Below are 12,862 nucleotides of genomic sequence, written 5' to 3'. Positions count from 1 at the left end.
ACCGGCATCGCCGCCGGCCAGCCGGTACGGGTGGGCGCCTCCACCGGCGACCACCTCTACTGGTCGTTCCCGGCCTCGGCCGGCCAGCGGCACGAGATCACCGCGACGGTGTCGCTGCCAAAGGCCCGCACCGGGGCGGCCACCTGGACGGTCGAGGTCTTCGACGGGCTGCGCCGCCGGCAGTCCTGCACCGCCGGGGCGCAGACCCCGACGGTGGACGCGGCGACCGGCAGCGTGTCGCTCGGCTGCACCCTGCGCCAGGTGCGCTCCTGGGCCGAGCCGTGGTCGGCGGATCCGCTGCCCGGCACGTACTACGTCCGACTGTCGGTGACCGAGCTGCCCGAGGCCGACCTCGGGCTCCCGGTCGACGTCGACCTGCTGGTCAGCGCGGACGGCGACGGCTCGCGCGACGACGGCGAGATGAAGGCTCCCCTGGTGCCGAACACCAGGGCGGGCACCGTGCTGACCGCGGAGCCGACGGCGACCCCGGCCGAGCAGGCGGACGGCGGGTTCGGCGACCGGCTGCGACCTCGGCTCCCGGTGGATCTGGAGCGCGGTCGGCGGGGTGCTGGCCGCGGTGGCCGGCGTGGTCGGCTTCGCGCTGACCCGCCGTCCCCGCCGGCCCTGACCGGAGGCGGTGGCCGCCCGACCGGGGCGCCACCGCCGCGCTCAGGTCGTGACCGGTCCCCGGGGGACCCAGCCGATGAACCGGTCCTGAAGGGACGACACCGGCGCGGCGCGCAGGTCGGCGGTGGCGGCCGCCAGACAGGAGCCCAGGTAGACGCTGAGCGAGGCGCGGTCCACCTGGTACTCGCTGAGCAGCCGGGCGCGTTTGGTCGGACACGGCCACTCCTCGCCGCAGGAGTCGCAGGTCCACGCCGGTGTCACCGGAACGTGCTCGTCGGGGTGGGAACCCGAGGGTGCCGGGGCACCGGTCATCGTCACTTCCTTTCGGATGGTCGTACCTGGCACCGGCCCGCCGCGTCGACAGCGCGGACGCCGGAAGATCCCCCGCGACGCCCTAACAGCGCTACGGAACGCTCCGGCGTTACGCGGTTGCGGTACGTTCACCGTCGATGGCCGTCACGAACCTCTCCGCCGAGCGGGTGCTCGCCCGGCGGGCGCACCGCCACCTGTCGCCTCCACCGTCGAACGGGTCAGACTGTCGTCGTACCTGAAGGGGGTGGTGATGCGTGACCTGCTGCCGCCGACCGTCTCGGTCGTGGTGGCCGGGCCGACGGACTGGGCGGGCGAGCTGCTCCCCGCCGAGCAGAGCGGTCTCGGGGCGCGCGCGGTGGAGAGCCGGCGGCGCGACTACACCGCCGGCCGGGTCTGCGCCCGGCGGGCGATGGCCGAGCTGGGGCTGCCCGAGCTGGCGGTCCCGGCGGCGGCCGACCGCTCCCCCGCCTGGCCGGCGGGCTGGTCGGCACCATCACCCACACCCGCGGCTACTGCGCCGCCGCCGTCGCCCGGCGACCGACGTGCGGTCCATCGGGATGGACGCCGAGCGGCACCGCGAGCTCAACGAGGGGGTACGCCGGCTGATCTGCCGCCCCGAGGAGGAGGAGCGCTGCGCCCGGCTGCCGGGCGGCACGTCCTGGCCGTTGGTGCTGTTCAGCGCGAAGGAGACCGTCTACAAGGTCTGGCACCCGGTGGTCGGCTCCTGGCTGGACTTCCAGGACGCCACCGTCGAGCTGGACCCGGACGCCGGGACGTTCACCGCGCGGATCGACCCGGTGCGGGTGGCGGCGGCGACCGTGGTCGACCCCCCGTCCGTCGTCATCGGACGCTTCGTCGTCGAGGGCGACCTCGTGCGCACCGCTGCCGTGCTGACGCATTGACCGTTCGGCCCGGTCCGGATCGACGAACGGCGGGTCGGACCCGAGACAATTCCGCGTTGCCCGCACCGACTAGCGTCGAAGAGTTCCCGATGCAGCCGAAGTGCCGAGGAGTACGGTGAGCCAGCCCCAGCCCCCTTACGGGCCGCAGGACCCCAACCAGCCGCCCGTCGACCCGTATCCCACGGCGCCGGTGCCGCACCAGCAGTACCCCGCGGACCCGACCGCGCCCCTGCCGCCGGTCTCCGGCGCGCCGCAGTACCCGACCGCCCCCCAGCCCCCGTACGCGCCGACTGGACCCGACCGCCGTGCAGCCGCCGACCTCCGGCGCGCCGTACCCGCCGGTGTCGGGCGCCCCGCAGCCGCCCGTCTCCGGCGGCCCGTACCCGCAGTACGACCCGAACGCGTCGATGCCGCCGGTTTCCGGCGCCCCGTACCCGCCGGTGTCCGGCGGCGGCTACCCGCCGGTGTCCGGTCCCGGCTACCCGCCTGCGCCGGGCCAGCCGCTCGGCCCGCCCGTGCAGTCCGGCTCCAAGAAGAAGCCGTGGGTCATCATCGGCATCATCGTCGCCGTGCTGCTCCTGCTCTGCTGCGGCGGAGGCATCGCCGCCCTGGTCGCCGGCGGCAAGAAGGCCGCCGACAAGGCGGAGGAGATCGAGCGCTCCCTGCCCACCCCGCGCACCACCGCCGCGCCGGCCTTCCCCGGCACGAAGCCCTCCGCGTCCGCCTCGGCCGCCGACGGCGAGACCTTCAACATGGAGCCCGGCGACACCCTGGTGATCGAGGACGACGAGGGCACCATCGAGATCACCATCCGGAAGTTCTCCACCTCCACCAAGGGCTGCCGCTCCTACGCCCCCGCCCCGGACAAGGGCCTCTACCTGATCGCCGACGTCACCGCGACGGTCACCAAGGGCAAGGCGTCGATCAACCCGTTCTACTTCCAGTGGGTGGCCGAGGACGGCACCACCGTCAACGGGCTGGCCGGCGCGCTCTCCGGCTGCGGCGGCGACATGCTCGACTCCGGCAGCGGCATCCACGCCGGCAGCAAGCGCGCTGGCGCGGTGGTCTTCGACGTCAAGGACAAGAACGGCGTCGTCGAGTACCAGCACAAGTTCGAGGCCGCCGGCTCCTGGAAGCCGTGACCTCCCCGGTTCCGTCGCGGGCCGCTCCCCATCGTGGGAGCCGGCCCGTCCCCTTTCCTGGCTGTACCAGGTCGTCGGCAGCCTTCTCGGCGGTCGCCGGGGGTTTCCCGCCATGGCGGACGGGGACGCGGGGCGGGAGGCGCGGACAGCGCGACTGGTTCACCAACCGACAAGGGGGGCGGCATGAGTTCCACCGAACGGGCGAAGGACAGCGTCGAGCAGGTGGCCGGCCCTGCCCGGGCCCAACTGGGCGACATGAACCAGGACGAGCGGGGGCAGGCGGAACGGGTGGCCAAGCGCGACGAGATCAAGGGCAGGGAATCCGGCGAACACGTCCAGGAGGACGCCCGGGACGTCAGGGGCGATTTCACCAGCTGACGACTCCGGTTGAGGAGAGCCGACCATGCGAATTCCTCACCTGATGGCCGAGCGGTGGGTGAACTCGCCGCCGCTGGCTCCCGACGCCCTGCACGGTCGGGTCGTCCTGCTCGACATCTGGGAGTACACCTGCATCAACTGGATCCGCACGTCGCCGTACGTCAAGGCGTGGCACCGCGACTACGCCGACCTGGGTCTGGTCGTCATCGGCGTACACGCGCCCGAGTTCGAGTTCGGCAAGCATGCCGAGAACATCGACCGGGGGATCCGCGATCACGGGCTCTCCTACCCCATCGCGATCGACAACGACTTCAAGATCTGGCGGGCCCTCGGCAACAACGCCTGGCCGGCGAAGTACCTCTTCGACGCGGACGGACTACTGGTCGACCAATGGGTCGGCGAGGGCAGCTACGAGCGCGTGGAGTCGGAGATCCGGCGGCTGATCGAAGTCAGGGCGCCCGGCACGAAGCTGCCGCCGGTCAGCCCCGAGGCGATGGCGTTCGCGACGACCGGGGAGCCCTCCTACCTCGGCGTCACACCCGAGACGTACGTCGGCGCGCACCGCGCCGAGCCGGGCACCTTCGCCCTGACCGGCGACTGGGAGACCAGCGGCGAGTACGTCGAACTCACCAGCGGCACCGGCGAGCTCGCCCTGCCCTTCAACGCCGGCGAGGTGAACCTCGTCGTGGACCCCGGTCCGTCCGGACAGGCGGCGATCGACGTGCTGCTCGACGGGAACCCGATCGGCGACGAGCGCGGCGACGACGTCGACTCGGACGCGGTGGCCCGCGTCGACCGGGCGGGCATGATCCGGCTCGTCGCCGGGGCGTCGCGGGACGATCACCTGCTGACGCTCGGCACCAGCCAGCCCGGTCTTCGCGCTTTCGTTTTCACCTTCGGCCCGTGAGCGTTGCTGCTGCTTACCCGGGCTTACTTGGGCGGTTCCGCGCCCGACTGCTCGCTCACCATGTACTCCGCGTACCAGTCGGGCCAGTTCGGGTCCGCCTGGCCGGTGCGCTTCTCGTGCTCGCCGTGGGCGGCCGCCGCCCGTCGGAGCGCGCCCGCCAGGTCGTTCGGAGAGGTGTACGACGTCGCGGCGGCCTGGATCCGCCCGGGGAGTCGGGTGGTGATCTCCTGAAGCAGCCAGTTGTTGCCGTCCGGGTCGCTGAACGTGGCGCGCGAAAAGTAGCTGCGGCGCTCGGGATCCAGACCGTCCACCGGCCCCTCGGGGCTAATGTGGAAGACCTCGCTCGCCTCGACACCGGCGGCGACCAGCGCGTTCCGGGCCGCCTCGACGTCGGAGACGATCAGGTACGCCTTGGCCGAACCGGGCGCGGCCGCCGTGAGGTTCGGGCCGAACTGCACGGAGCAGTCGGAGCCCTGCGGCGTGAACTGGACGACGCCGGGCGGTGTCTTGTCGAGCCGCCACCCGAGGCGCCCGTAGAACTCCTTCGCGCGATCGACATCCGAGACCGGGATGACGACGACCTCGAGCTTCAGGTCGACGTCCCGGATGTTCGGTGTCCCGCCGGCGTCGGTTTTCGGGCTCATCGCGGCCTCCGTGGGCTGAGTCAGGACGACATGGATCTCCCCGGCGGCGTCGTGCGACTTCCCCGGCTTGGTTTCCTGGCCGGGGCGCTGCGCCAATGGCCGGGCGCGCCGTCAGACGGGCTGCCGCGTGTGCGGAGGCCGCCGGTGAGGCAGGGTCTCGCTGACGACGCTACTGCTTCGGCAGTTGCGGGGTGTCTGGTTCGCGGCATCGCGTCCTCTGCCGGCCGAGCAGTTGTCGAGCTGCGATTCAAGGTGATTCCTGGCCACGGTCGCTACTCTGGGTTTCGCTGCTGGGCTGCCCTTCCGTCGGCCCCGGCCGGCTGCCGAGCCGGCGGGTCAGATCGCGACCGGGTGGCGCGGTTCGTAGAGACCGAGTTCGCCGCCGCCGGGCAGCCGCAGCGCGGTGCGCAGCCCCCACCGCTCCTCGGTGACCGGGATCGTGAACTCGACGCCCTTCGCGGCCAGGTCGGCCATGGTCGCCGCGACGTCGTCGCACATGAGGAAGAGCTCGTGGGCCGGCTCGCCCTCGGTCGGGTGCATGGCGAGCTCGGCCGGCGGCAGCTTGAAGATGAGCCAGCCATGGCCGGCGTCGACGTGGTGGTAGCCGAGCGTGTCCCGGAAGAAGGCGCGGTCCGCCTCTGGGTCGCGGCTGTAGATGATCACATGAGCACCATTGATCATTCACCGACCATAATGCGGAGGCCCGACGTGGCAGCGCCAATCTCGCCAGAAAAGGCCGCCGCGTGACCGAGCGGGAGGCCGGCGAGTTGAGCCACGGATGACCCCTGGTCAACCCACGGACGGTGAGATGCATGGACGACGGGGAACGCGAGCAGGCGCTGCTCACCGCCCTGACCACCGAGCATTTCGTGCTTCAGACCGCGCGCAGCGCGACCGTCACCGAGTCGGTGGGTCGGGCGACCGTCTTCCTGTCCATGCTCTCTGCCGCGCTGATCGGGCTCGGTTTCGTCGCCAGCAACGCCGCGCTCGTCCGGCCGTACCTCGGGGCGGTGCTGCCGACGCTGGTGATCACCGGACTGCTCACCTTCCTGCGGCTGGTGCAGAACATGGTGGAGAACGAGCTGGATCTCGCGCGGATTCAGCGCATCCGGGCGTACTACCATCGCCGGCTGGCCGGCGAGCACGACTTCTTCGCCGACGCGGTGCAGGGCGAGGGCATCATGCGGGCGACCTGGGCGGCGGTCGGTAACGCGCCCCGGCGGGCGCAGCTGTTGCTGACCACGGCGGCGATGGTGGGCGCGGTGAACGCGCTACTGGTGGGGCTCTCGGTCACGCTGCTGGCCGGGCTCGCGGGGCTGTCGCCCGGGTTCGCGATCGGCGTCGGCACGGTGTTGGCTCTGGTGGCCTTCGCCGCCCAGGTCGCCTACATCAACCGCGAGTCGATCTCCCAGCCCGCTTAGGAGCAGCCCTCGACGTCCGGACGGGCACGCACTGTCCCTCCTTTGATCACGGCGAATACGACGAGACCGAGACCGAGGAGGGCGACGACCGCCACCGAGTGCAGGCGCAGACCCAGCATCAGCGGCACGAGCCCGAGCATCGACGGGATCGCCAGCAGGCACGCGATTCCCATGAGCGGACTCAACACCATCAGTCCCACCTTTTCGCCCCGAACTGACCACCAACCGTCTGCGGTACCGCGCTTGAGCCGGGCAGCCTCGATCAGCATGGGCAGACCGGAGGCGGCAAACATCCCCAGGAACAGGGTCTGCAACCAGCCGCGGTGGCCCCAGGCCTCGGTCTCGACCCGATCGCCGGCCGGCAGTTCGATCGCCACGGGGCTGCCCTCCCACAGCAACGCCTCTGCCTCTGCCTCATCCCTGAGCCTGCGGCTGCCCGAGGTGGGGACGTCGGCCTCGGCGAACAGCACGTACTCAGCGTCCCGCTCCACCATCAGGTGCCAGTCACTGCCGGGGCCACGACTGTGCCAGGGGCCGGACAAGGTGACCGGGATCCGCTCGAGACAGCCCTTCGGCGGATCGACATCCGGCTCCACCCGCATGGTCCCCGCGGGCACTCCACCCCTCGCCGCATCGCGATCGCGTCGCGGATGCCGTCCGGGACGTCGACCAGCGCCAACAGTCCGAGCGCGCCCGCCAGCAAGCCGTAAAGCACAAGGAGCGCCGGCCGCGTCCAGAACGCTCGGCGCCAGAATTGCCAGCCGCGAGGAGGTTCCTTCGTACGCCTGGACACACCAACCACCTCCCTCCCGATTGTGGCGTGCCGTTGCCCGGAGTCCGGGGCATCACCCTGATCTGCACATTCGATGTCGGTCGGAGATGTCAGACCATGCTGCGGCGGCGACCTGGCCCGGTCTCAGGCCCGGTTCCCGTAGTGGGAGACGATCCCGTAGCTCTACCCATCGCATGCCAACCGCTCGTGCTGCACGGTGGACCCGCCCTGATAACGGCTTACGGCCTGTTCGCGGCCCACGGATCAACCGCCGTGTCCGGCCAGGTCCGCTGGCGGTGGCCGCATTCTGGCAGCCACGGTCCGCACGTCCGGACCGGATGTTCGGGCCTACCACCCCACGGGCCAAGCCGATCCGGAGGGCTTCGCCGCGATGGGGTGCGCGGAGACGTTGCTGCACGGCGATGACATCGCCCAGGGCCTGGGTCTTGCCATCGATCCCCCGCGCGACGTCTGCACTCGGGTACTCGCTCGACTGTTTCCGGAAGCGGCGCAGGAACTGGCCACCGTCGACCCGTGGGCGGCGCTGCGCTGGTCCACCGGCCGGATCGAACTGCCGGGACGTCCGCAACTGAAGGAATGGCGCTGGCAGGGTGCTCCGCAGGGCGGATGACCCATCAGCCGTGTTGCCGTCCCAACGCTTGCGCGCCGCTTGCCGGCTGGCACCTACCGCTGAACCTCGACCACCACGTCCTTGGCACTCGGCGTCAGGGAACCTGGTCCAGCGCCAGCCCACCGGCGAGGAGGAGCAGCGCTGTCGCCACCGGCCAGGGCCACCAGCGGCGAGTCAGGTCGAGCCGAATCAGCGACATCACGAGGCAGATGGCTGCCGGCACGCTAGCCGCAGCGGTCACGATCCAGAAGGTCCGCTGCTCCGGACGCCAGCAGACTCCCCATCCGTCGATGGCGGGATCGCAGGGGTGGGGACCGGGGCCAGTGAGCGCCGAAGCAAAGTAGAGCAGGTCGAACGCGTATACCGCCAGGAGCAGAACGCTGACGATCGCGAGGGGGATCACCACCCCGAGTCGCATCGCCCGGGTGCGGGGATGGATGGTTGCGGGTTCGGCGCCCTCCGGGCTGCCGTTTACCGTGGTCACGGCGAAATGATGGTCGACTGGCAGGCGTTCGTCGTCACCCGACCGTCCCGTCTTCGCGCTGTGGGCCGATGTTGACTGCTGGATTGGACACGCAACGAGCACGGCGACCGCTAGGGGCGAAGAGATGATCGACGCTTGCCGATCCCTCGACTGCCTGGTGCCGGCTACAGCGAGGTGGCCTCGGAAGCGACGAAAAAGGCACTCAAGCACCTCGGCAAGCAGTTCCTGCAACCGGAACCAGCCTCATCCGTAGGCATACTCGTCCACGTCAAGCTCTGCTCGCGTCAGTCGAAGGAACTCCAACACCCGGGCGTCGACGTGCCAGCCCAGCAACTGGTGCTGCCCGGGGAGCTTCTCCAGTCCTTCGACCGGGCTGGTCAGGTCTTCTCCCTCGCCGTCCGGATGCTCGAACACACGGACGACTTGCAGCTGGCTCGCGCCCGGCTCTCCATCGACGTTGTCCAGTTCCACGGCCAGTTCCCCGATGCGTTCCGCATGGTCGAAGAGCCGATCCACAACCCGCTTGAGCTGTTCGTCCACCGTCAATCCACGCTTGCGACAGGTGATCTTCCATCGGTGACGGGTGGGCCTGGGCGGGCAAGCCACACGGCTGCCACGAACGACGATCTCGTCCGGTTCGATGCCCAGCCTCGCCGTGATCTCGGCGGCCGACAGCTGGTTGGAGCTCAGCGCGAAGTACACGTATTGCGAGACGATCACCGGCGGACCCTACCCAACACAGACGCCTTGGGCGCTGCGGTTTCTTGCTGTCGCTGTACAAGATCGAAAAAGGCCGTCTCCGACTAGCGGAAACGGCCTTTGAACTGGGTGGAGTTGAGGGGATTCGAACCCCTGACCCCCTCGATGCGAACGAGGTGCGCTACCGGACTGCGCCACAACCCCTCCGCCGGCGAACCGGCTTCGGTCCCACCTGGCTTTCACCAGGCGGGCCGGCGACAAGGCTAACAGGTCCACCCTGCCCGCCGCGAATCCACCCCCGGCGCGCCGACGGGCTGCGCCCGAAGATCGACTCGGGATGCGGCGTGTTGCGGTGTCCGCGCCACCGAACACCGCAACACGCCGCAAACGGCGGTGCGGGCGGCGAGGAGGCACGGCCCGAGACACGCGACGGCCCGCCCCCGGGAAGGGACGGGCCCGTTGTGCGGGTCTGCGTGGTCAGGGCGCGTGGGAGGCCACCACCACCGCGTCTGGCGGGGTGTCCGGGACGGTACGCGCGGCCAGCCGACGGACGGCGGTGTTGAGCACCGCGATCAGCGGCACCGCCACCAGCGCGCCGGTGATGCCGGCCAGCACCACGCCGGCCGCGATCCCGATGATCACCGCGAGCGGGTGGATGGCCACCGCCCGGCCCATGATCAGCGGCTGGAGGATGTGCCCCTCGACCTGCTGCACCCCGATCACCGCACCCAGAATGATCAACGCGGTCACCGGGCCGCTGTCGACCAGCGCCACCAGCACCGCCACGATGCCGGAGAGCGCGGCGCCGACGATCGGGATGAACGCGCCCAGGAAGACCAGCGCGGCCAGCGGGAACGCGAACGGCACGTCGAAGATGACCAGGAAGATCCCGATGCCGACCGCGTCGATGAAGGCGACCAGCACGGTGGCCCGCACGTACGCGCCGAGCGTGGCCCAGGAGGCCCGGCCGGCGTCGTCGACCTTCCAGCGGGCGGCCACCGGCAGCAGCCGGACCAGGAAGCGCCAGATGTTGTTGCCGTCACGCAGGAAGAAGAAGGTGGCGAAGAGCACCAGGACGGTGCCGGTGAGCACCTCGGCCAGCGTGCTCGCGGTGGAGATCGCGCCGCTGGTGAACTTCTCGGTGTTGCCGTTCACCCAGGCCTGCGCCTCGTCGATGTACCGCTCCAACTGGCCGTCGGAGAGGTGCAGCGGGCCGGTCTTGAGCCAGTTCTGGATCTGCCGGACGCCCTGCGACGACTTCTCGCTCAGCTCCGGCACGCCCTGGATGAACTCGTTAACCACCAGGGTCAGCGTGCCGACCACCGCGGCCAGGCCGCCGACCAGCACCACGGCCGTCGCCAGCGACCGGGGGAAGCGCGCCCTGAGCAGCCAGCCGACGGCCGGCGCGAGCAGTGCCGAGAGCAGCAGCGCCACCGCCAGCGGGATGATCACGATGCTGATCGTGCCGACGATCTTCAGCACCGCCCAGGTGACCACGCCGATCACGATCAGCCGCCACGACCAGGCGGCGGCGATCCGCAGCGCGTGCGGCACGTCCTCGTCGTCACGGCTGCTGGTCGAGGTGTGCATCGCGGCGGGCGGCTCCGCGCCGACCACCGTCGCCGACCTCGGCGCGGCCGGCCCCGGGGACGCCGGCGAGGCGACCCGGGCCTCCTCGGGTACGTCGTCGGGGGCGGAACGACCGGAGCGCACCGACTCCCGCCCGGACTCGTACGCGCGGCGGAGTCGACCGCGTACCCGCTCGAAGCGGCTCAAGCGCACCTCCTCAGGATGAAACCGGGCCGCCCAGGACGACGGTCCGGACAGGGTACGTCCGACAGCGACACCGTAGGGCAGTTCCGCCACACATTGCCCCCGCCCAGCACCGCTCAACCACGGCGACGACCGCCCCCGGGCACGCGGTAGCGTCTTCGCGTGACCGCCGATCAGAACCTCGACTCCGGCCTGCCGATCCGCCTGCTGCACGACCGCGTGCTGGTGCGGGTGGAGGGCAGCGAGGGTGAGCGCCGCTCCACCGCCGGCATCGTGATCCCGGCCACGGCCGCCGTGGGCAAGCGACTGGCCTGGGCGACCGCGGTGGGGGTGGGACCCAACGTCCGCGCGATCGTCTCCGGCGACCGGGTGCTCTTCGACCCCGACGAACGCTCGGAGGTCGAGCTGCACGGCCGGGGGTACGTGCTGCTGCGCGAGCGCGACGTGCACGCCGTCGCCGCCGAGCGGGTGGAGACCGAGTCCACCGGCAACACCGGCCTCTACCTGTAGCGGGGCGCGCACCGGCCGCGCCTGCGGGCGGGGCGTGTCGCCGTTTGTGGGGCTTCCCGGCGGGAAGCCAGGCACGTCCAGCGCCCTGGGGAGGGACGATGCCGGTATTCGTGAAGAAGCTGCTGCTCTGGGGCTTCGTCGCCTTCCTGATCTATTTCATGGCGTTCCGGCCGGACGGCGCCGCGCAGATGTTCAAGGGGATCGGGGCGGCGCTGATGGCGATCGCCCAGGGACTCGGCGACTTCCTCACCAGCATGATGACCTGACCGCGCCGCCGGGTCACGCCCGGCCCGGCCCCCAGGGCACGGCCGAGGGCGGGCCGTACCAGCCGGGTGGGGGATGGCCGGCCGGCAGCGGCGGCGGGGCCAGCACCACCGGGATCGGCACCACCGGGGAGTCCGGGGCGTCCACCGCCCGCTGCGACCCGTCCGGGAAGCGCAGGTGGTAGCGCTGCCCGTCCCAGACCCCGACCGGCGCCTGCGGGTCACGCCCGACGAAGAACGCCCGGTACGCGGCGATCGCCTCCAGTAGTTCCCGCTCCTCCCGCACGGTGCGCTCCCGGTCGGCCGCCTTGCGGTCCAGCCCCCGGCGCATCCCGTCGCGCAGCAGCGCCAGCCGGGTGGCCGCGAACTGGTAGCCGCGCATCGCCCGCAGTCCGGCGTCGCCGCCGACCCGGCGAGCCCAGACCCGGGCGGCGTGCCGCCGGCCGAGGCTGCCCAGGGCCGCCACCTCGGGCGGGCTGAGCCAGCCGGCCCGGACGTAGTCCGGCAACGTCCGCTCGGTGAGTCGCCCCTCCCAGGCCCGCAGCCAGACCGCGAAGCCGACCATGCCGAAGAAGATCGGCACCATCAGCGCGACCATGCCGTACATGAAGATCACCAGCTCGCCGGTGGCCTGCACCAGCGTCGGGATCAGGTTCCAGGTGCCGTGCAGCATCATCGCCAGCAGCAGGCCGGCGGCCGGCGCGAGCACCCGCACCCGGCGGTCCGCCGTCCGCGCGGCGATGCCCAGCCCGACCCCGGTCATCGAGGTGAACAGCGGGTGGGCGAAGCCGAAGAGCAGGATCCGGGTGATGAAGATGGCGAACACCTGCCGGAAGCCGGTGGCCGGGCCCCACTGGTCGGCGCCCGTGGCGTAGCCGTAGCCGCCCAGGTAGAGGATGTTCTCCACCATGGCGAAGCCGACCGCGGAGAGCCCGCAGTAGACCAGGCCGTCGGTGATGCCGGACCACTCCCGCCGCCGGAAGACCAGCAGCAGGATCGGGCCGAGCGCCTTGGTCAGCTCCTCGATGAACGGCGCCACCAGCACGCCGGTGAGCGCCTGCGGCAGCCCCCAGTCCTTGAACAGCCCGGCCGCGGTCTCGTTGACGGTCAGCGAGGCGGCGGTGGAGACGAAGGCGCCCCAGGCGAAGCAGAAGATCAGGTATTTCAGCGGCTCCGGCTCGTACCGGTCGAGCCAGAGGAAGCAGGCGACCAGCACCGGCACCGGCAGGATCGCCGCCACCAGGCCGATGAGCAGCGCTTCCAGCCCGAGGTTGGAGCCGAGCACGAAGAGCATGTAGACCGCGCAGGCCGCGATCAGCAGCACCACCCCGGCCAGCGCCAGGACCCGCCGCCAGCCGAGCCGGCGCAGCGGCATCCGGGGCAGGGCTCCACCCGAC

At 71.3% G+C, this 12,862-nt stretch carries 15 protein-coding genes, 1 tRNA gene and 2 pseudogenes; 9 read left to right on the top strand and 9 right to left on the bottom strand.

The window, feature by feature from the left end; genetic code table 11:
• Positions 1-628, top strand: a pseudogene (locus JNW89_RS13315) (peptidase); the annotation flags it as partial.
• Between the two features lie 41 nt (positions 629-669).
• On the opposite strand, the gene JNW89_RS13310 reads toward JNW89_RS13315, so the two are convergent.
• On the bottom strand, positions 670-939 hold the full coding sequence (locus JNW89_RS13310) for a hypothetical protein (RefSeq protein WP_238449174.1): 270 nt from the start codon (positions 937-939) through the stop codon (positions 670-672).
• A gap of 250 nt (positions 940-1,189) precedes the next feature.
• On the opposite strand from JNW89_RS13310, the pseudogene JNW89_RS13305 reads away from it, so the two are divergent.
• The 4 genes and pseudogenes from JNW89_RS13305 (at position 1,190) to JNW89_RS13290 (ending at position 4,268) form a co-directional block, all read left to right on the top strand.
• A pseudogene (locus JNW89_RS13305) lies at positions 1,190-1,841 on the top strand (4'-phosphopantetheinyl transferase).
• Positions 1,842-2,146: 305 nt separating this feature from the next.
• A complete protein-coding gene (locus tag JNW89_RS13300; RefSeq protein WP_238449173.1) occupies positions 2,147-2,983 on the top strand; it encodes a hypothetical protein in 837 nt (278 codons plus the stop codon).
• A 183-nt stretch (positions 2,984-3,166) separates the two neighbouring features.
• Entirely contained in the window at positions 3,167-3,361 is a 195-nt protein-coding gene (locus JNW89_RS13295; protein WP_238449172.1) for a general stress protein CsbD, read from the top strand.
• A 25-nt stretch (positions 3,362-3,386) separates the two neighbouring features.
• Positions 3,387-4,268 (top strand): redoxin domain-containing protein, encoded by an 882-nt coding sequence (locus JNW89_RS13290; RefSeq protein ID WP_238449171.1) that lies wholly within the window; start codon positions 3,387-3,389, stop codon positions 4,266-4,268.
• Between the two features lie 23 nt (positions 4,269-4,291).
• Here the strand turns inward: JNW89_RS13290 and JNW89_RS13285 are convergent, their stop codons facing one another.
• A complete protein-coding gene (locus tag JNW89_RS13285; protein WP_238449170.1) occupies positions 4,292-4,912 on the bottom strand; it encodes a VOC family protein in 621 nt (206 codons plus the stop codon).
• Positions 4,913-5,248: 336 nt separating this feature from the next.
• Positions 5,249-5,593, bottom strand: a complete 345-nt coding sequence (locus JNW89_RS13280) for a VOC family protein (protein WP_109801669.1) — start codon at positions 5,591-5,593, stop codon at positions 5,249-5,251.
• A 131-nt stretch (positions 5,594-5,724) separates the two neighbouring features.
• On the opposite strand from JNW89_RS13280, the gene JNW89_RS13275 reads away from it, so the two are divergent.
• Positions 5,725-6,333 carry a hypothetical protein gene (locus JNW89_RS13275; RefSeq protein ID WP_238449169.1) on the top strand — a complete coding sequence of 203 codons (609 nt, stop codon included), beginning with the start codon at positions 5,725-5,727 and terminating at the stop codon, positions 6,331-6,333.
• Here the strand turns inward: JNW89_RS13275 and JNW89_RS13270 are convergent.
• Positions 6,330-6,929: a hypothetical protein gene (locus JNW89_RS13270; RefSeq protein WP_238449168.1), complete on the bottom strand. Its 600-nt coding sequence runs from the start codon at positions 6,927-6,929 to the stop codon at positions 6,330-6,332. The two genes, JNW89_RS13275 and JNW89_RS13270, sit on opposite strands and share 4 nt — an antisense overlap.
• A gap of 585 nt (positions 6,930-7,514) precedes the next feature.
• On the opposite strand from JNW89_RS13270, the gene JNW89_RS13265 reads away from it, so the two are divergent.
• The gene (locus JNW89_RS13265) at positions 7,515-7,736 is read left to right on the top strand and encodes a hypothetical protein (protein WP_238449167.1); all 222 of its coding nucleotides are present in this window, start codon (positions 7,515-7,517) and stop codon (positions 7,734-7,736) included.
• Between the two features lie 94 nt (positions 7,737-7,830).
• On the opposite strand, the gene JNW89_RS13260 is transcribed toward JNW89_RS13265, so the two are convergent.
• From JNW89_RS13260 to JNW89_RS13245, 4 genes are all read right to left on the bottom strand, one after another.
• On the bottom strand, positions 7,831-8,220 hold the full coding sequence (locus tag JNW89_RS13260; protein ID WP_238449166.1) for a hypothetical protein: 390 nt from the start codon (positions 8,218-8,220) through the stop codon (positions 7,831-7,833).
• A gap of 243 nt (positions 8,221-8,463) precedes the next feature.
• A complete protein-coding gene (locus JNW89_RS13255) occupies positions 8,464-8,940 on the bottom strand; it encodes a DUF4279 domain-containing protein (RefSeq protein ID WP_238449165.1) in 477 nt (158 codons plus the stop codon).
• Positions 8,941-9,049: 109 nt separating this feature from the next.
• A tRNA-Ala gene (locus tag JNW89_RS13250) sits at positions 9,050-9,123 on the bottom strand.
• A gap of 273 nt (positions 9,124-9,396) precedes the next feature.
• Positions 9,397-10,695 (bottom strand): AI-2E family transporter, encoded by a 1,299-nt coding sequence (locus JNW89_RS13245; protein WP_238449164.1) that lies wholly within the window; start codon positions 10,693-10,695, stop codon positions 9,397-9,399.
• Positions 10,696-10,854: 159 nt separating this feature from the next.
• On the opposite strand from JNW89_RS13245, the gene JNW89_RS13240 reads away from it, so the two are divergent.
• Together JNW89_RS13240 and JNW89_RS13235 are read left to right on the top strand one after the other, a co-directional pair.
• Positions 10,855-11,202 (top strand): co-chaperone GroES, encoded by a 348-nt coding sequence (locus JNW89_RS13240; protein ID WP_238449163.1) that lies wholly within the window; start codon positions 10,855-10,857, stop codon positions 11,200-11,202.
• 98 nt (positions 11,203-11,300) lie between these two features.
• Entirely contained in the window at positions 11,301-11,468 is a 168-nt protein-coding gene (locus JNW89_RS13235; RefSeq protein ID WP_238449162.1) for a hypothetical protein, read from the top strand.
• Between the two features lie 13 nt (positions 11,469-11,481).
• On the opposite strand, the gene JNW89_RS13230 is transcribed toward JNW89_RS13235, so the two are convergent.
• Positions 11,482-12,862 (bottom strand): PrsW family intramembrane metalloprotease (locus JNW89_RS13230; protein ID WP_238449161.1); only part of this gene is annotated, 1,381 nt, incomplete at its 5' end.

Source organism: Micromonospora sp. 4G55 (assembly GCF_016803375.1).
The sequence above is the reverse complement of the archived record's forward strand: the minus strand, read 5'-3'. Positions and strand labels throughout refer to the sequence as shown.

Excerpts from the sequence above, each read along its gene's own strand:
- JNW89_RS13310 (WP_238449174.1), bottom strand. The coding sequence starts at position 939 with ATGACCGGTGCCCCGGCACCCTCGGGTTCCCACCCCGACGAGCACGTT.
- JNW89_RS13295 (WP_238449172.1), top strand. The coding sequence starts at position 3,167 with ATGAGTTCCACCGAACGGGCGAAGGACAGCGTCGAGCAGGTGGCCGGC.
- JNW89_RS13290 (WP_238449171.1), top strand. The coding sequence starts at position 3,387 with ATGCGAATTCCTCACCTGATGGCCGAGCGGTGGGTGAACTCGCCGCCG.
- JNW89_RS13285 (WP_238449170.1), bottom strand. The coding sequence starts at position 4,912 with ATGAGCCCGAAAACCGACGCCGGCGGGACACCGAACATCCGGGACGTC.
- JNW89_RS13280 (WP_109801669.1), bottom strand. The coding sequence starts at position 5,593 with ATGATCAATGGTGCTCATGTGATCATCTACAGCCGCGACCCAGAGGCG.
- JNW89_RS13275 (WP_238449169.1), top strand. The coding sequence starts at position 5,725 with ATGGACGACGGGGAACGCGAGCAGGCGCTGCTCACCGCCCTGACCACC.
- JNW89_RS13235 (WP_238449162.1), top strand. The coding sequence starts at position 11,301 with ATGCCGGTATTCGTGAAGAAGCTGCTGCTCTGGGGCTTCGTCGCCTTC.